Below are 17001 nucleotides of genomic sequence, written 5' to 3'. Positions count from 1 at the left end.
AGCTTTATAAGAACGTTGATTCCTGTCCTTTTTCATAACTGACCACTCCTTTCATCATAGAAGAGCGTGAATTCGCTCTGGATAATTGTACCACAAAAAGACTCGTTCCAATTGTCAGGAACAAGTCTTTTTCGACTGCGTACTTCTTAAGATTCATTTTCCTTTTTCGGTACAAAATCAAAGATATCATGGGATTCGAAGGAGTCGATCAAACGGGACAGCCACAGATAATACTCCAACCCATTTTCAATACGCTTGATACTGAGGTCCACACGCTCGCTGATTTCTTCGGAAAGCTCTTCGGATTGCTGGAGCGCGCGAAGCTCAAGGAGCGACTTTTTCAAGGCGTGTGCATTATGTTCACAGGCGTGACGCCACTTCACGGAAAAGAGGTCAATGAAGTTCTGGTACCAATCCAGATTGACCTCGTAATGATCCTTCCGTGTCCCTTTTTTCCATATCTTTTCTACCATATTTAAGTCCATCAATGTGCGGACGCCAGTGCTCATACTGGTTTTGCTCATGCCCAGTGCTTCGCCCATCTCATCGAGTGTCATTGATTTGTCCTGAAAGAGCAATGTGCCATACAGCAGTCCCGTTGACATGGTGATTCCATATAGATCCATGTTGCGAGCAAGCGTTTCAATCACGCGTTCCTGAGCTTTTTCGAGGATTTTTTCCTGATTGGTATCCATTTTGAAAAAAGCAGCTCCTCTATCATAGTAACCTGACTAGAATTGTACGTCTCCAACTGAAAAAAGTAAATGGAGATATTGTACAGTATATACGCGATAAACTGAGAATACAGGAAGTAAAGTACGTAAAGTTTTTTCTGAACGCTGAAAATGACGGATTATCATGCCTCACCCAGTTTGAGGTAAAAAAAATGGCTGGTTACAATTGTAAGGGTAAAGAACAGTCCGGATGCCGGGCGTAATAGTTGGAGGTGACCATATGCCCAAGATCAAAGTAGAGAATTTGACCAAAATCTTTGGACGCCAACCCCAACGCGCATTGTCCCAGGTGAAGCAGGGGAAGACCAAGCAAGAAATCTTGAAGGAAACGGGTCTTACCCTTGGGGTGAATCAAGCGAGTTTTGAGGTGCATGCAGGCGAAATTTTCGTCATCATGGGGCTTTCGGGAAGCGGGAAGTCGACCTTGGTTCGATTATTGAACCGGTTGATTGAACCTACAGAAGGCAAAATCCTGATTGACGGTACGGATATCGTCAGTATGAACACGGAGCAGTTACAGGATGTAAGAAGAAAGAAGCTGGGTATGGTATTTCAAAAGTTCGCTTTGTTCCCGCATAGGACAGTACTTGAAAATGCGGAGTACGGTCTGGAGATTCAAGGGATGCCAAAGGCCGAGCGTGAGGCAAAAGCGAAAAAGTCACTCGCACTTGTCGGGCTCGGCGGCTGGGAAGCAAGCTACCCGGATCAGCTGAGTGGCGGGATGCAGCAGCGTGTGGGCCTGGCCCGTGCACTTGCGAATGAACCCGATGTGCTGTTGATGGATGAGGCGTTCAGTGCCTTGGACCCGTTGATTCGCAAGGACATGCAGGATGAGCTGTTGGAACTCCAGAGCACCATGCAGAAGACCATTATTTTCATTACGCATGACCTGGATGAAGCATTGAAGATCGGGGATCGAATCGCTCTGATGAAAGACGGTGCGATCGTGCAGATCGGCTCGCCGGAAGAAATCATGACCAATCCAGCAAACGAATACGTAGAACGCTTCGTAGAGGATGTGGATCGTTCCAAGGTGTTGTCCGCAGAAAAAGTTATGAAACGAGCAGAGACGATCACACTGGACAGAGGGCCTCGCGTCGCACTCCAAATGATGCGTGAGCGCGGTGTATCAAGTCTGTACGTAGTGGATAAACGAAAAACATTGCTGGGTGTGCTGACGGCAGACGCGGTGAATGGAGCCAAGGAAGCAGGACAGTCGCTGGAATCCGTGCTGCGAACAGAGGTACCAACAGTCGGACCGCAGACACTTCTCAATGAGATGTTTGACCTTGTTGCGTTTTCAGATATTCCTGTGGCGGTTATCGGGGAACAAAACCGTCTGTTGGGCGTGATTGTAAAAGGAGCCGTCCTGGGCGGATTGGCAGGAAAAGTAAATCAACAAGCTCCAGAGTCAACGATTGAAGAGGGGCAGGTGAATCCATCATGAGTCAAAATCAATTTTTTCCGAAGCTGCCGCTCGACAGTTGGGTAGAAACGATTGTAGATGGACTGGAAAAGAATTTGGGCTTCTTGTTCGACTTCCTATCAGCTGGAATTGGTGGAACCGTTGACTTGTTTTCGTGGATTCTAACAGGAATCCCGTTTTGGGCCCTGATCATTTTGTTTACGCTGTTGGCGTATCGCGCTGGCAAAGTGGCAATTGCTCTTTTTACCTTCATTGGACTTCTTCTGATTCAGAATTTGGGTTATTGGGAGCACTCAATGGAAACACTTGCTCTGGTATTGACGGCAGGGCTGATCTCGGTGATTATCGGGATTCCCGTCGGTATCTGGTGCGCGAAGAATGATTCTGTGCAAAAGGTCGTCACACCGCTGCTTGATTTTATGCAGACGATGCCGGCGTTTGTGTACTTGATTCCTGCTATCTTTTTCTTTGGACTCGGTAAAGTACCAGGGGTTATCGCTTCTGTCATTTTTGCGATGCCACCGACGATTCGTCTGACCAACCTGGGAATTCGTCAGGTTCCTGCCGATCTGATCGAGGCTTCTGAAGCGTTCGGTTCTACCTACTGGCAAAAGCTAACGAAGGTACAGCTGCCGATTGCCAAGACGACAATGATGGCCGGGATTAACCAGAGCATTATGCTCGCGCTGTCCATGGTCGTGATTGCCTCCATGATTGGAGCGAAAGGCTTGGGAGCGGACGTGTATCGTGCCGTAACACAGATCAAGATCGGTGAAGGTTTTGAGGCGGGTCTGGCCATTGTTATTTTGGCGATTTTGCTGGATCGTCTCACGCAAAGTGTTGGAAAGAGAAAAAACGCGTAGGAGGGGTTTTCATGAAAATGAAAAAAGGCGCCTTGAAAGGGCTGGCAGTCGCACTTGGACTCAGCATGGTAATGGCAGGATGTTCAAACGCGGGAACACCGCAGGGAAATCAGTCTACCGAGGGCAATACGGGTACGACTGCACCGAATAGCGTTGGAGCACAAGTGGATCATAAAATTATCGGAATCGATCCTGGCGCTGGTCTGATGAAAGCGACGGAAAAAGCCATGAAAGACTACGATCTGAAAGATTGGGAACTGGTGGAGGGCTCCAGTGCAGCGATGACAGCAGCTCTGACCCAAGCCTACAAAGAGAAAAAGCCGATTATCGTGACTGGCTGGACACCTCACTGGATGTTCTCCAAATTCGAAATGAAATACCTCGACGACCCGAAAGGCACTTTCGGGAAGGATGAGCAAATTCATACCATCGTGCGCAAAGGACTGAAGGAGGAGCAACCAAGTGCGTATGCGTTCCTCGACAAGTTTTCGTGGACACCTGCGGACATGGAAAAAGTGATGCTCGATATCGAGAGCGGCAAAAAGCCGGAAGAGGCAGCAGCCGAATGGCTGAAAAATAATGAGGCTACCGTCAACAAGTGGGTAGAAGGCATCCAGCCTGCAGAAGGTAAAAAATTGACGCTCGCCTATGTCGCGTGGGATTCGGAGATCGCCAGCACGAACGTGGTGAAGACGGTCCTGGAGCAAAAGCTGAAATACAAAGTGGAGCTTAGCCAAGTAGAAGCTGGCCCAATGTGGGTCGGTGTATCGAATGGCGATGTGGATGGAATGGTAGCAGCTTGGCTGCCAACGACGCACGCAGACTACATGGAAAAGCTGGGTAAAGACGTAGAGGATCTAGGTCCGAATCTGCAAGGAACCAAGCTGGGATTGGCTGTTCCAACCTACATGGAGATTAACTCCATTGAAGATTTGAAGAAGTAACAGACCCAATACAGAAGGCACCGCTCACGATGGGGCGGTGCCTTTTTGCGTTTGTGTTACGGTAATGGGTTGCTTTCTATCACAGCGGGCCAAGCGTGCTGTTTGTCCAGCGTTGCAGGCTCTGGTGCGAATACCCGCAAAACGAGATTGAACTCGCCTTCAGGGAGCGGGAGCCAGTTTCCTTCCTTGCCTTTGGGCGGTTGCTGTTGCAAATACAGATCGAGGGAGCCATCGGGATTGTACGCAAGCGTTCCTGTATTGCTGCGAACCGATGCGCGATCAGCTGCTGTTTTGGCTAAAAACAACTGGTTGTCATAGACGTTGATCGACCAGAAAGCAGACGTCTTGGGAAGCTGTTCCTTTGTAAAATGCAACGTGTAGCTTTTGGCTCCCGTAAGTGGTTTTCCCGAGCCATCTGTCAATGCGCGATAATAAGCTTCCTCGCTCGGCACATTGGCCCCAATGCCGGAATAGGCGATAAAGGAACGAGCGAGAAACTGGTTTCCATACGTGCCGATGGGGGAAAAGGAGCCCCAGCCATTACGGAAGGTGGCGTAGCCGGGAAAGCCATTTTGCACGATGGACGGAGCATCCTGTAAAGCTCGCTGTAGGCCCGCAAGTTTGGCTGGACCGAGTGCGGATGGATCAAATCCTTTTTGGAGATCGATCCCGACTTGTGCGAACTGATCGAGCAAGACACGATCACATTCGGGGGGAGGATTGCTCTGGATCCATTTCGTCATCACTTGGAAAAAAGAAAGGGACGACAACACATCGGGGGGAAGTGCTTCGGGAACATGTGCCGTCTGCAATTTTGGGTGGACAGGGGCAATCGCGATTTGTTTTTCAAACGAGACTGCCTGCGGCAAATCAGCTTCACCCTTTACCTCGACACGACCAATGAGCCAGACGGTATTCGTAGGGGCATAGATCACAGGGATATGGGCTGGTGTAGGACCTTTCCATTGTGGGCTTGCAAGGATATATTGTCCGGCCTGCTGTTTAGTGGAACGATTGGAGACATTGCGAAACGTATTCGTGTACGCATCCAGCATTTGCACGGTATAATAGCGGTTTTGCGGATTGGCGGGGACAGTCAAACGGACGGGTGTCTCCGACAAATCCAGCCATGCGCTCATATACAATGTATCGGAGTTTGGCGTCACGATATCCCGATAAGCTGGGGAAGCGAGGGTGTCCGCATAGTAAAACTGGTTGATCGGCGCCCGATTTTTGACCATGGCTTCCATCGTTTTGGCGGACATCACTAACGGATAGCCGTAAATGTATGCTTGAATGCCAAGCGAATAGGCAAGCTTCTCTTGTGATTGAAGAAACGTCTTCGATTGGAGGAGATGGGACTGTTGAACAGCTGGAGCGTTTGTTGTCGTTTTTGCAAAGGAAAGGCCGGACAGGTGAAGCGTCATGCAAAGCATAGAAACGATCAGTGTCAGGCGCTTTTTTAATAACGGAAGCATAAAGCCCCTCCTCATTACCAGAAATGGGGTTCGCACTGGTAGTTTTCTTCATAAGAAAGGGGCTTTATGCAAATTGCACTGGAATATTTTATTTTTAATGCGGCTCCACAGAAATGGCAGGCGCTCGCCATTCTGGGCAGGTCGCATACAATGTCGATGCTCTCTGTAGCAATTCCCTATCACGCCATCGCTTGCCCACACACTGTATGCCAATAGGGAGACCTTGCTCATCAAAACCAATCGGCATCGTCACGACCGGACTTCCGGTTACATTAAACAGATTCGTATAAAAAGTCGTAGCAGCCCAGTAGTTTTGCGGGTTCTCGTCTACGTACAGCGGTTTGGTGTAAAGCGGCTTGTAGCCCCATATTTTCGACTTTTCCATATGTGGAAAAGCTGTTGTGCAGCTAACCGGACACAAGAACAAGTCACAGTCTGCCATAAATTGCTCGAAGCTGCGAATGAGCTGCTCCCGAATGGTTAAGACACGCATGTAGTTTTTGAATGTCAGCGGGATGAGCATGGTAGCCGTGGGAAGCTGGCGATAAATCGGCATGGCCATGAGATGAGCCAAACCGCGAATGAGTGGGGGTGTCGTAGAGTTTAACTCCGCGTCGATCATTTTTCCCCATGTTTCCCATGCTTTGCGTACATCCAAAGGTGGTGCCGTTACTTGTTCTACATGCATACCTTGTTGCTCCAGCACTTTGACAAAGCGACGCAACTGATTACGGATAGCTCGACTCGTCGGGTAGCCGGGCAGCTCCTCCATCCAGCGAATGTGCAGGGGCTGTTCCTTGAGGGGAGGCGGCAACACTTGTGGTCCATGAGGCAGGCCAGCGTTGCCGTTTCCGCCGCTAATGATGGAAAAGGCCACTTCCAGATCCTCGATCGATCGAGCGACGGGGCCATAGCAAGCAAGATGACGTGAGGAAGTGTAATCAGCGGTTCCTTCAAAACCGGGCATGTGTCCTCTTGACGGAACGGCTCCTTCTGTTGGCTTCATGCTAAGTACGCCACAGAAATGAGCCGGAACACGCAACGAACCGCCAATGTCACTGCCGATATCCAAATAGGAAAGCCCGGCAGCAACTGCGGCTGCAGATCCTCCGCTGCTTCCGCCTGTGGTTCTCTCCAGATTCCATGGATTATTCGTCCGACCGTAAATATCATTGTCTGTTTGCATGTCCATCAGAAGAGGAGGGACATTCGTTTTGCCCAGGATGATGGCTCCGGCCTGCTTCAGTCTGCTAACGATTGCTGAGTCGTGTTGCGGAATGTAGCCTTTTAGAGGTGGGAAACCAGAAGTAGTGGCGAGTCCTGCTGTGGCAAAAGAATCTTTGATTGTGATGGGTACCCCGTGAAGAGGCCCGCGATAGATGCCTTCCCCTATTTCTTTATCTGCTTGTTTGGCGGCTTCGAACGCAGCCTTTTCATCATAGGCGACGATGGCGTTCACTTTGCCATTGAGGGAGTTGATTCGTTTAAAAATATGCCGGGTAGCTTCCTCGGCGCTTATTTTTCGCTCGCGAATCCAAGTCCCCATCTCCGTTGCTGTCAAATAGGTCAGTTCATTCATTCGATTCACTCCTTTTCACACATCCAGCGTACGACAGGAAAAGGAGGAAAACTTGATCGAAAATGCGAACTGCTACCGACTTATTCTTGGGCTAGAACGGGTATATAAATGAAACAAAGCGAATCCGGATGGTCATTTCCGAGAAAGCGGTGATCGTAGTATTCAAAATCGTATCGGGCGTAAAGCTGGTCGGATGCGGATGCGTGTGTCATCCAGCTTCCGTATATGTATTGATACGTCAGCTTGAGATTTTGCACCGATCCTTTGTGAGGGAACACAAGATAACTTGATGCAGGCAATGTGAGCATTTCCAGTCCGTCGATGTCAGCATGCTCCGATGCGGGCAGACTGGCGAAATACGTAAAGCTCAGCTCCAACCCAAATGTATCTGGGTAGCGAAGGACACCATAACGCTTTTGCGTTGGCTGCCACCCCACTTGTTGCCCTAAGCGACCCCAGCAACCGGTAATATCACGAACCGAAAAACTAGGGGAGTAACAGCCTGCCAGGTTCAGTGCTTCGTAGGTAGGGACATAGAAGGGCTCAATGGACTGTCGCTGAATATTTTCTAAATACGGCAACTCCATGCGCTCCAACATCATGTATCGCGGCATCTTACCAGATCGGCGAAGAGCAGAAGGAGGCAGGCCAAAGCGTTTGGTAAAGGCGCGAGTAAAGGCTTCGTGGGAATCAAAGCCATAGGTAAAGGCGACTTCTGTCACGCTCTTTTGTTCGAGCGACAGCGCTTTGGCAGCCTCCGTCAAGCGCCTCTTCGAAATGTACTGACCGACCGTTTCTCCTGTCACGTGAAAAAACAAGCGTTGAAAATGGTATTTGGAATATCCGGCGGCTGATGCCACTTCATCGAGTGTGACTTTTTCCGTTAACTGCTTTTCGATAAAAGAGAGGGCATATGTTATTTGCTCCATATAGTTCATAGCGTCACCTGAAAAAGGAAATAAGGATTTTTTTTAGGATACCATATGCCCTGACCTGATTTTTTTGTAAAAAAGCCAGAATGCCAAAGAATAGGGAGAGAATACAATGAAGTAGGACAACATTATTGGAGGTAGCCGTGGAGCAGCATTTGGATCTTTTTTTGATGAAATATGGATATGTCGGCATCTTTTTTTCGCTCACACTTGGTGTTGTGGGGCTCCCCATACCCGATGAGGTACTGATGACGTACGCCGGTTATGCGGTTTCCCGCGGTGTTTTGCACATGCCGTTAACAATACTGAGCGCTTTTTTGGGAGCGGCAGTAGGGATTACGGTCAGCTATACCATCGCGTGGAAGTGGGGGCTGCCGTTGCTTATGAAGGTTGGACCGTACTTGCATATTACGCCGAAAAAAATAGAGTCAACCCAAAAGCTGTTTGCCAAGTACGGTCCATACCTGTTGCTCATTGGCTATTTTTTGCCCGGCGTCCGTCATATTACCGCCTATTTGGCAGGAGTCTCTACGATGGGGTTTCGACGATTCGCTTTATTTGCTTACGCCGGCGCATTCCTTTGGAGTGTCACTTTTTTACTGTTGGGACGGGCGCTTGAGAAAGAGTGGCTCAAGGTAGTCGTTTATATACGTCATTATGGCATCACATTTTTGCTAATCGGTTCGGCGATTGGCATGATGGTCTATATTTGGATGAGATACAGGCGTGACACCAAAGCATAGGAACAAGCATTAGTTCCTTTTGATCGCCATGCTATCTTTTACCAAGCGGACAAATTCTAACTGTTCCTCTCCAGTGGCTGTGGCTTCCGCCAGTTTGAGTACATCGGCAAGGGAGCTTCTTTCGGCATACGGACTCTCTCGCAATATTTCCCCGTATTCTGCTACAGCAGCAAGGAACGTCACATCAGGAGACAAAGTATTTTGCACCTTCACGGGCTCAGAGATTTCCTCTACTTTTTGGGAAGAGGCATGATGATAGCGTACGCGAACCGTCCCGAGCTCTGCATGGACAGGGGAAGCTAGCTTCACTTCATAAAGAGCGGTCACGCTATGGCCAGCGCCGATCTCGCCTGCATCTGTCTTGTCGTTGCGAAAATCTTCGTCGCGGACATCGCGATTCTCATAACCGATTAAGCGATACGAGTCTACCTTCTTAGGGTCGAATTCCACCTGAATTTTTACATCTCGAGCGATCGTTTGGAGGGTGCCTGTCAAAGATTCCGTAAAAATGCGGCGTGCCTCGGAAAACGTATCGATGTAGGCGTAATTGCCTTCTCCTTTATTCGCTAATTGCTCCATCATGACATCATTATAATTACCCATGCCGAAGCCAAAGGAGCTTAAGTAAATGTCTTTTCGCGCATAGTCCTCGATCGAACGCAAAATGCCCTCAGCCCCTGTTTCTCCTACATTGGCCACGCCATCGGAGCATAAAATCACCCTGTTAATGGCAGTAGGCTTAAAGGAACGGGCCGCCATTTCATAACCGAGCATCAGTCCTTGTTCCGCATTGGTGGAGCCTTCGGGTTGCAGTTCATTGATGGCTGATAAAATTGCCTGTTTGTCTTCGGTAGAGGTTGGGGGCAAAAGAACGCGTCCCTCTGATCCATAGACGACGATCCCTACTGAATCTGTAGGTTGGAGTTGATCGACAAGAACATGTAAGCTTTTTTTCACCAGCTCTAATCGGTTTTCCTGATTCATCGAGCCAGATACATCAATGACAAAGACGAGATTAGCGGGCTTCCGCTCTCTTGGGCTTAATTCCTTTCCTTTGATCCCGATTCGCACTATGTGAAGATTTTTTTGAAACGGAGAGGGGCCACTATCGGCCTGAATCGCAAATGTCTGATTGGTCGGCGCGGGATACGAGGTGGGGAAGAAGTTGATGAATTCCTCCACCCGAACGGCTTCTGCTGGCGGGAGATTCCCGTCTTTTATAAAATTGCGCATTATGGTGTACGAGGCGGTGTCCACATCTGCGGCAAAAGTAGACAGGCGGTCCTTCGCCGTAGAGACAAATTGGTTGGTGCCGTAATCTTTGAAGTACATGTCATTGGGGAGAGGATCGCCCGATTTTTTCAGGGCGTAATCAGCTAGTTGGCTGGGAGGACTTGGACTGGAGGCTACCTGATTGTTTTGGCCTTGCTCAACAGATGCTGCTGGTTTGTTTCCACCTTCGCTTCTTGATACGAACTGCTCGCTCGAGCTGCATCCGATCAAGGATGTGACCAATAGGGTGATGCCACTGGCTTTCATGATTTTTCTCATCTTTTGTGATTCCCCCTTTGCCTATGTGACGTGGTAAAAAAAGGAATGTTACATAAGGAGGAGAAGTAGGCTTGCCCGCCTCTGCGTTAATGATATGGCGTAACACAAGCTCTTCCAATGCGATGGATGCGAGTAGCAAGTTTGCGGCTTTCCTTTCTTTCTTGCTCCTTATTCAATCTTCTTGTAATATTAGGAAATATTTGTGGTGTGACGGTCGCTCTACTCAATGGAAATCAATCATGGAAAGAGGTAGATTGCTGCAAACATTAATCAAACAAGAGAGGTTATGAAATGAATCTAGCCATTCAAGTAACGCAAAAACAACTGATGGATGTGCTGCTAAACGTTGCAGTAGCTCGTCCCGTATTTATTTGGGGCGCACCAGGTATCGGCAAGTCGTCTCTCGTCGAGGCGTTTGCCGAGCAGGTGGGCCTGCCTTGCGTATCGTTATTGGGTAGTCAGCTGGCACCGGAGGATATTATCGGTGTCCCACAGATCGTAGATGGGAAAAGCAGATTTTGCCCACCTGCACAAATTGCGCGAGAAGAACCGTACTGCTTGTTTCTTGACGAATTGAATGCATGCTCGCAAGAAGTGCAAAAGGCGTTTTACAGTCTCATTCATGAGAGGAGAATCGGGGATTACCATCTGCCAGAAGGGTCCATTGTGATTGGAGCAGGAAACCGCGCGCAGGATAGCGCGATTGTCAAGCCGATGTCGTCTGCTCTGATCAACCGGATGTTCCATGTCCAATTGCTAGTTTCGTATGAGCAATGGATGAATTGGGCGTACAGCAACGGCATCCATTCCTACGTGCTGCAATTTTTGGAGGTGCGCCCGGACTATTTGTGGTCGCAGCCACCGAAGAGCGAGGAACCGTTTTCTACTCCGCGTTCCTGGCACATGCTTTCCGATGCCCTGAACGAATTTGGTGAGAACTTGACGACAGAGATGGTGGGGGTACTGGCCTACGGATGCTTGACGCCCCAGCATGCGGCTCAATTTCGGGCTTTTCACAAGAACATTCAAGGGAAATACCAGCTCAATCGTATTTTGGAGGGAGAGGCTTCTTTTCCGACGGCTCCAGAGGATCGAGATGTACTGTATTTTCTGGCGGATTCTTTCCGTTCGCAGATCAAAAAAGAACTGCCAGCGGATAAAGTCTCCGTGGGGGAACAGCATAAACGGTTTGCACACCGAGCGAAAGCTCTCTTGAAGGAGCTCTCCTCCATCTCACTGGAAATGGCGCAGATGGTAGTGGCGCGGCACGATGATGGCGACGGACTGCCAGACTGGTTCGTTGTGGAGGTCATTCGTGATTTACCGCGATTGGCCATGGACAGGAAGGGCAAATAGCCAATGGCCAGAGGAGTTCAAAACGACCCGGCGACACAAAACTATGAACAGGCCGTCCATTTTTTGAGTCATCACCCGATGTTTGGTCCGCTGTCATCGCGAGCGCACTTTATTCGTTCCGAGCGAAGTATTTGTCCGGATAACGGTTGGGTAGTTGTAACCCGGGAGGGCAGCTTGTACGCGCATCCGAAGCGCAGAGGGGAAGTCGGGGAATGGATTTATGTTCTCGCACATGCGCTTTTGCATTTAGGCTTCGGACATTTTGTGGAAAAAGAGCAGCCGATTTTGTGGAACATCGCTTGCGATTGTTATATTACGCGTTTTTTAAGAGACATGAAGCTGGGGAAGCCTCCTGCTGAAATGGCCTTTGAGCTGGATAAATCGGGAAAGAGCGAAGAAGAGCTGTATGACTGGTTCGTGGAGCATGGGGTGCCGGAGCATTTGAAGCTGTTTGGAACGGGCGGGGAAAAACAGGCAGATATGCTTCTCGCGGATAAATATGCTCGGTACACCTACAACCGTGATGTGAAGTGGGAGCGTCTCTTGGGGATCGGGCTGGCACAAGCAGTGCAAAGTGCTGTCAGCGTAGCGGGCGGCTATTCCGATGCTCTCGGGAATGAAGAGAACCAGCTGTCCGAGGCACAAAAGGCCAAACGCTGGTTCATCAATCATTATCCATTGCTGGCTTCCTTAGCGAGTCATTTCACGATTATCGAGGATTCACAGATCTGTCAGCGGCTGCAAATCTCGGTGGCAGCCATAGATGTAACAGCCAACGAAATCTTCATCAATCCTGCGGCGGGCTTGGATGAAGAGGAATGCAAATTCGTGATGGCACACGAGCTCTTGCACGCAGGGCTTCGCCACCATGAGCGTTGCCAAGGCCGCGACCCGTATTACTGGAATGTCAGCTGCGATTACGTGATCAATGAATGGCTGATGGAGCTCGGTGTCGGACGTTTTCCGCAAATTGGCGGACTGTACGACCCAGACTTGAAGGGACTTTCGGCAGAGGCCATCTATGATCGAATCGTGACGGACATGCGTACGTACCGCAAGCTTTACACTTTACGAGGAATCGGCATGGGCGATATTCTGGATGGCAACGATCCACGTTTTTGGGAAAAGGGCCCAGGAACGACGCTGGATGACTTTTATCGTAGTGCGATGTCGCAAGGCTTGATCTACCACCAGGAGCGGGGACGAGGACTTTTGCCTGCGGGTTTGGTAGAAGAGATTCGCGCCTTGGGGCAACCGCCGATCCCGTGGGATGTTCAACTTGCCCGCTGGTTCGACGAGCATTTTCCGCCGTTGGAAAAGAGTCGCACGTATGCAAGGGCAAGCCGCAGACAATCCTCAACACCCGACATTGCCCGTCCTGCCTGGAGCTTTCGGGAAACGGATCGGCTGGCACGCACGTTTGGCGTCGTGATCGATACATCCGGCTCGATGGATACCAAGCTGCTCGGCAAAGCATTGGGGGCGATCGCGAGTTACAGTGAAGCGCGAGATGTTCCGTATGCGCGCGTGGTCTTTTGTGATGCACAGGCGTATGATGCAGGCTATCTTTCTCCCGAGGACATTGCAGGTCGCGTCAAAGTAAAAGGACGTGGAGGAACGATTCTGCAGCCGGGCATTGACATGCTGGAGAGAGCAACCGATTTTCCAAAGGACGGACCGATTTTGATCATTACCGATGGGGAATGTGATCGGATCAAAGTAACTCGTAGTCATGCCATCATGCTGCCGAAGGGGAGTAACCTGCCGTTCGTGGCGCGAGGACCGGTTTTTCGGATGGAATAGCAGTGTTGAAGAAGGCTCCGTATTGATGCGGAGCCTTCTTCACGATCTTTTTACAAGGAAAGGGTAGGAAAAGCGATAAAATAGCTTGTATGATGAAGCGGAAAGCAAAAGAGGTGTACAGCGAAGTGAAGAATAATCTTCGGGAAGAAGTAGGGCACCAAAAAAGTAGTTGGAAGTCTGTGATGGAAGTTCTGCTCGTTTCTGCCAAGCTGGGTGTGACCTCATTCGGCGGTCCCATCGCGCATCTCGGTTATTTTCACAACGAATACATTCGACGTAGAAAATGGATGGATGAGCAAAGCTACGCTGACTTGGTTGCGCTTTGTCAGTTCCTCCCTGGCCCCGCAAGCAGTCAGGTGGGGATCGGAATTGGCATTATGCGAGCCGGATTGTGGGGAGGGGTTGCAGCGTGGCTCAGCTTCACTCTGCCGTCGGTCTTGGCGCTCCTGATATTTGCGTTCACGTTACAGGGAGTGGACAGTGGCAGTGCTTCTTGGATTCACGGTCTAAAATTAGTAGCTGTCGCGATTGTCGCTCATGCCGTATGGGGGATGGGACAAAAGCTGGCCCCGGATCGAACACGGGTAACGATTGCGATCACCGCTACTGCCATCACGTTGTTATGGCATTCTGCATGGAGTCAGGTCACAGTCATGATTCTAGCGGGAATAGCAGGATTGCTTTTCTTCCGGCAGCCAAAAGTTTCGGATTTCCCTGAACTTCGTGTGCCGATCAGTCGTGCACTAGCCATTGCGTGCTGGATCGTTTTCTTCGGACTTTTGCTTGTGCTGCCTATCCTCCGAGAGAGTACAGGCTTTTCCTTGCTAGCGCTGTTTGAGAGCTTTTACCGCGCGGGCTCACTTGTTTTTGGCGGAGGTCATGTCGTATTGCCTTTGCTAGAGAGGGAAGTGATCCCGACAGGCTGGGTAACGCAAGAAGCGTTTCTGACAGGCTACGGGGCTACACAAGCAGTACCGGGGCCATTGTTTACATTTGCCGCTTATTTGGGAGCATTGATCGCAGGTGGAATCGGTGCGATAGTGGCTACTATAGCCATTTTTCTACCGGCCTTTTTACTCGTCATCGGCGCATTGCCGTTTTGGAATTCCTTAAGGAGAAATTCCAAAATCCAAGGAATGCTGGTAGGGGTGAATGCAGCAGTCGTCGGTATTTTACTCGCAGCCTTGTACGATCCGATTTGGACGAGTACCATTCTTGCTCCGATGGATTTTATCGTAGCGGCTATTTTGTTTATCATGCTGGAGCACTGGAAGCTGCCGCCATGGCTCGTTGTGGTTTCGGGGGCTTTATACGGTCTATTGCTTTCTTAGACTGACAGGTCTCACGAACCAATACAGCTGGTGAGAAGAAAAAGCACAGAGCTCGTAGACCTTGACAACGCCTCCCCAGTCGGAACTTCCAAAAGAGGACCACGCTCGTCGAACACTTCATCCTTGAGAAACTTCCGCCCGTAGGGTGGCTTTGGCTCGACGGTCCCCTTTTGGAAGTGGAGACGGCCAGTCAATCCCCCAGCTGGCGTGTCAGAGTCGAAGAGACCTGTGCTTTTTCTTCTCCTCCACTATGTTGACTCAAACCAAGAAGGTTTGCCAACTATGTATGTAATGCTTATAATACTGAATGAAAGTTCAGTATTATAGGATGGGAAGTTGGTGAAGAACCGTTGAATAAAAAGAAGCAGCAAACAGAGCAGACAAAGAAGAAGATAGCGGACGCGTCCAGAATTTTATTTATGCAAAAAGGCTACAAGGCCACATCAATAGAAGATATCGTGAAAGCTACTGGATACAGCGGCGGCAACATTTATTATCATTTCAAGAGCAAGGAAAGGCTGTTTTTACACCTGATTGAAGCTTGGAACCGCGAATGGGAAGAGCAATGGCTGGCCAAGGAACAGCTCTATACGACCTCGATCGATAAATTGTATGGAATGGCTGAACATTTTGCGACCGATTTTATGAACCACCCGCTGACCAAGGCTGCTGATGAATTTTTCGACATGTCGGAGAAGCCTTCTGATGTGGAGGAACGTATCAACGAAATGATCCAAGGCTATATTGACTTTAATCAACAGTTGCTCCAGAAGGGGATCGATAACGGCGAATTTGAAATGACGAATGTAACCGGAGTCGCCATTATCTTGGACAGTCTGATGTTTGGTTTAAATCAACACTCGCGCCGAATGGAACGAGAGGAAGCGCTGGCAACTTTTCGGTTAGCGATGGATGTGTTTTTATTTGGAATTGCCAAACCGTCCCGCTAGCTTTTTTTACACGATTATCTAGAATGGATATTCAGTGTTTAGGTAATGGATTGGAGGGAGAGGAAATGGTTTTATTATTAAAAAATCAGGGAGCCTTATTGATTCTGATGTTCAATATTTTCCTTGTCTTTACGGGGATCGGGCTTGTTATACCGATTATGCCAAAGTACATGGAGAGCTTGGGAATTACCGGGGGGACTATCGGTCTGTTAGTTGCAGCCTTTTCGCTGACGCAGCTTCTTTTTTCCCCCATTGCCGGGCGATGGGCCGATTCGTTCGGAAGAAAAAAGATCATTGTGATCGGCTTGGTCGTATTTGCAATTTCAGAAGTGATGTTTGGAGTAGCGAATTCTCCAATCCTGCTGTTTGTTTCTAGGTTGTTAGGCGGGATTAGTGCCGCACTGATTATGCCGGCTGTAATGGCGTACTCAGCAGATATTACAACGAATGAAGAACGAGCGGCCGGTATGGGATATATTACGGCAGCCATTACTACCGGTTTTATTATTGGTCCAGGGATTGGAGGATACATTGCGGAATTTGGTATTCGCGTACCTTTTTTTTCGGCAGGAATTGCGGGATTGATTGCTGCGTGCATCACGTTGTTGATCCTCAAAGAATCGAAACCTACGGAAGAATCATTAGCTGACGCTTCTTCAAGTGAGAAACAACCTAGCAGTCTTCTCTCCCAATTAATGTACTCCTATCGAGAGCCTTATTTTTTCAGTTTGATCATTGTGTTTGTCATGTCTTTCGGACTGGCTAATTTCGAAACGGTCTTTTCCTTGTTTGTCGACCACAAGTTTGGATTTGAGCCGAAAGATATCGCGTTTATCATTACATTCGGGTCAATAGCAGGCGCAGTAGTTCAGCTTACTGCCTTTAGCTGGATCATGAATCGCTTTGGCGAGAAAAGGGTCATTTCGATCTGCCTGCTCTTTGCTGGATTGTTTATTATCCTGACGCTTTTTGTTCACGGATTTTGGATGATTTTTGCTGTTACCTTTATCGTATTTCTGGCGATCGATATTTTGCGACCGGCCATCAGTACCCAAATGTCGATGCTTGCAAAGGATCAACAGGGGTATGTTGCTGGGCTTAACTCAGCCTTTACCAGTCTTGGCAATATTGCAGGTCCTATCGTAGCTGGCTTTTTATTCGATATCGATATCAACTATCCATACGGGCTAGCGTGTCTGATTTTGCTTATCTGTTTTGTCTTATCATTAGGAGTGAAAAACCGCAACCTGAAGGATGCCAAAACGGCTTCCAGTCAAGCATCCATTCATGGATGAGGGAACACGGAGACCA

The 17001-nt window shown here is 49.1% G+C and carries 15 protein-coding genes; 9 read left to right on the top strand and 6 right to left on the bottom strand.

Translation table 11 applies throughout. From position 1 onward, the window contains the following. Positions 1–146 precede the first annotated feature (146 nt). On the bottom strand, positions 147–695 hold the full coding sequence (locus HPY31_RS20160) for a GbsR/MarR family transcriptional regulator (RefSeq protein ID WP_172142188.1): 549 nt from the start codon (positions 693–695) through the stop codon (positions 147–149). 259 nt (positions 696–954) lie between these two features. Between HPY31_RS20160 and HPY31_RS20155 the strand changes: the two genes are divergently transcribed. The 3 genes from HPY31_RS20155 to HPY31_RS20145 are packed head-to-tail and all read left to right on the top strand — an operon-like array spanning position 955 to position 3967. Beyond that, positions 955–2181 carry a quaternary amine ABC transporter ATP-binding protein gene (locus HPY31_RS20155; RefSeq protein WP_172142187.1) on the top strand — a complete coding sequence of 409 codons (1227 nt, stop codon included), beginning with the start codon at positions 955–957 and terminating at the stop codon, positions 2179–2181. Continuing rightward, positions 2178–3023 carry an ABC transporter permease gene (locus HPY31_RS20150; protein ID WP_016741276.1) on the top strand — a complete coding sequence of 282 codons (846 nt, stop codon included), beginning with the start codon at positions 2178–2180 and terminating at the stop codon, positions 3021–3023. The genes HPY31_RS20155 and HPY31_RS20150 overlap by 4 nt, the downstream gene beginning before the upstream one ends. Before the next feature lie 17 nt (positions 3024–3040). Further along, the gene (locus HPY31_RS20145) at positions 3041–3967 is read left to right on the top strand and encodes a glycine betaine ABC transporter substrate-binding protein (protein ID WP_172142336.1); all 927 of its coding nucleotides are present in this window, start codon (positions 3041–3043) and stop codon (positions 3965–3967) included. Positions 3968–4023: 56 nt separating this feature from the next. On the opposite strand, the gene HPY31_RS20140 is transcribed toward HPY31_RS20145, so the two are convergent. The 3 genes from HPY31_RS20140 to HPY31_RS20130 form a co-directional block, all read right to left on the bottom strand. Then, positions 4024–5445 carry a DUF1254 domain-containing protein gene (locus HPY31_RS20140; protein ID WP_172142186.1) on the bottom strand — a complete coding sequence of 474 codons (1422 nt, stop codon included), beginning with the start codon at positions 5443–5445 and terminating at the stop codon, positions 4024–4026. Between the two features lie 94 nt (positions 5446–5539). Further along, positions 5540–7024, bottom strand: coding sequence for an amidase (locus HPY31_RS20135; RefSeq protein ID WP_172142185.1), 1485 nt, complete (start codon positions 7022–7024; stop codon positions 5540–5542). A gap of 80 nt (positions 7025–7104) precedes the next feature. Beyond that, entirely contained in the window at positions 7105–7953 is an 849-nt protein-coding gene (locus tag HPY31_RS20130; RefSeq protein ID WP_253901886.1) for an AraC family transcriptional regulator, read from the bottom strand. A 134-nt stretch (positions 7954–8087) separates the two neighbouring features. On the opposite strand from HPY31_RS20130, the gene HPY31_RS20125 reads away from it, so the two are divergent. Continuing rightward, complete coding sequence (locus tag HPY31_RS20125; protein WP_064202110.1) at positions 8088–8699, top strand: DedA family protein; 612 nt, start codon at positions 8088–8090, stop codon at positions 8697–8699. Positions 8700–8708: 9 nt separating this feature from the next. Here HPY31_RS20125 and HPY31_RS20120 read toward each other — a convergent pair whose 3' ends face one another. Together HPY31_RS20120 and HPY31_RS29310 are read right to left on the bottom strand one after the other, a co-directional pair. Next, positions 8709–10238, bottom strand: a complete 1530-nt coding sequence (locus HPY31_RS20120; protein ID WP_483297068.1) for a vWA domain-containing protein — start codon at positions 10236–10238, stop codon at positions 8709–8711. Beyond that, entirely contained in the window at positions 10129–10422 is a 294-nt protein-coding gene (locus HPY31_RS29310; protein ID WP_483297067.1) for an alpha-helical endospore appendage domain-containing protein, read from the bottom strand. Before HPY31_RS29310 ends, HPY31_RS20120 begins: the two co-directional genes overlap by 110 nt. A gap of 119 nt (positions 10423–10541) precedes the next feature. Here HPY31_RS29310 and HPY31_RS20115 point away from each other — a divergent pair, with 119 nt between their 5' ends. The 5 genes from HPY31_RS20115 (at position 10542) to HPY31_RS20095 (ending at position 16985) form a co-directional block, all read left to right on the top strand. Next, complete coding sequence (locus tag HPY31_RS20115; RefSeq protein ID WP_172142182.1) at positions 10542–11606, top strand: AAA family ATPase; 1065 nt, start codon at positions 10542–10544, stop codon at positions 11604–11606. A 3-nt stretch (positions 11607–11609) separates the two neighbouring features. After that, positions 11610–13409 carry a vWA domain-containing protein gene (locus HPY31_RS20110; RefSeq protein ID WP_172142181.1) on the top strand — a complete coding sequence of 600 codons (1800 nt, stop codon included), beginning with the start codon at positions 11610–11612 and terminating at the stop codon, positions 13407–13409. An 89-nt stretch (positions 13410–13498) separates the two neighbouring features. Continuing rightward, positions 13499–14740, top strand: coding sequence for a chromate transporter (locus HPY31_RS20105; protein ID WP_172142180.1), 1242 nt, complete (start codon positions 13499–13501; stop codon positions 14738–14740). A 350-nt stretch (positions 14741–15090) separates the two neighbouring features. Continuing rightward, positions 15091–15690 carry a TetR/AcrR family transcriptional regulator gene (locus HPY31_RS20100; RefSeq protein ID WP_172142179.1) on the top strand — a complete coding sequence of 200 codons (600 nt, stop codon included), beginning with the start codon at positions 15091–15093 and terminating at the stop codon, positions 15688–15690. Positions 15691–15755: 65 nt separating this feature from the next. After that, complete coding sequence (locus HPY31_RS20095; RefSeq protein ID WP_172142178.1) at positions 15756–16985, top strand: MFS transporter; 1230 nt, start codon at positions 15756–15758, stop codon at positions 16983–16985. Positions 16986–17001: the final 16 nt, after the last annotated feature.

Source organism: Brevibacillus sp. HB1.3 (genome assembly GCF_013186635.1).
GTDB classification, from domain to species: domain Bacteria; phylum Bacillota; class Bacilli; order Brevibacillales; family Brevibacillaceae; genus Brevibacillus; species Brevibacillus brevis_D.
Note: the sequence above shows the minus strand (reverse complement) of the source record. Positions and strands in the feature narration are given on the sequence as shown.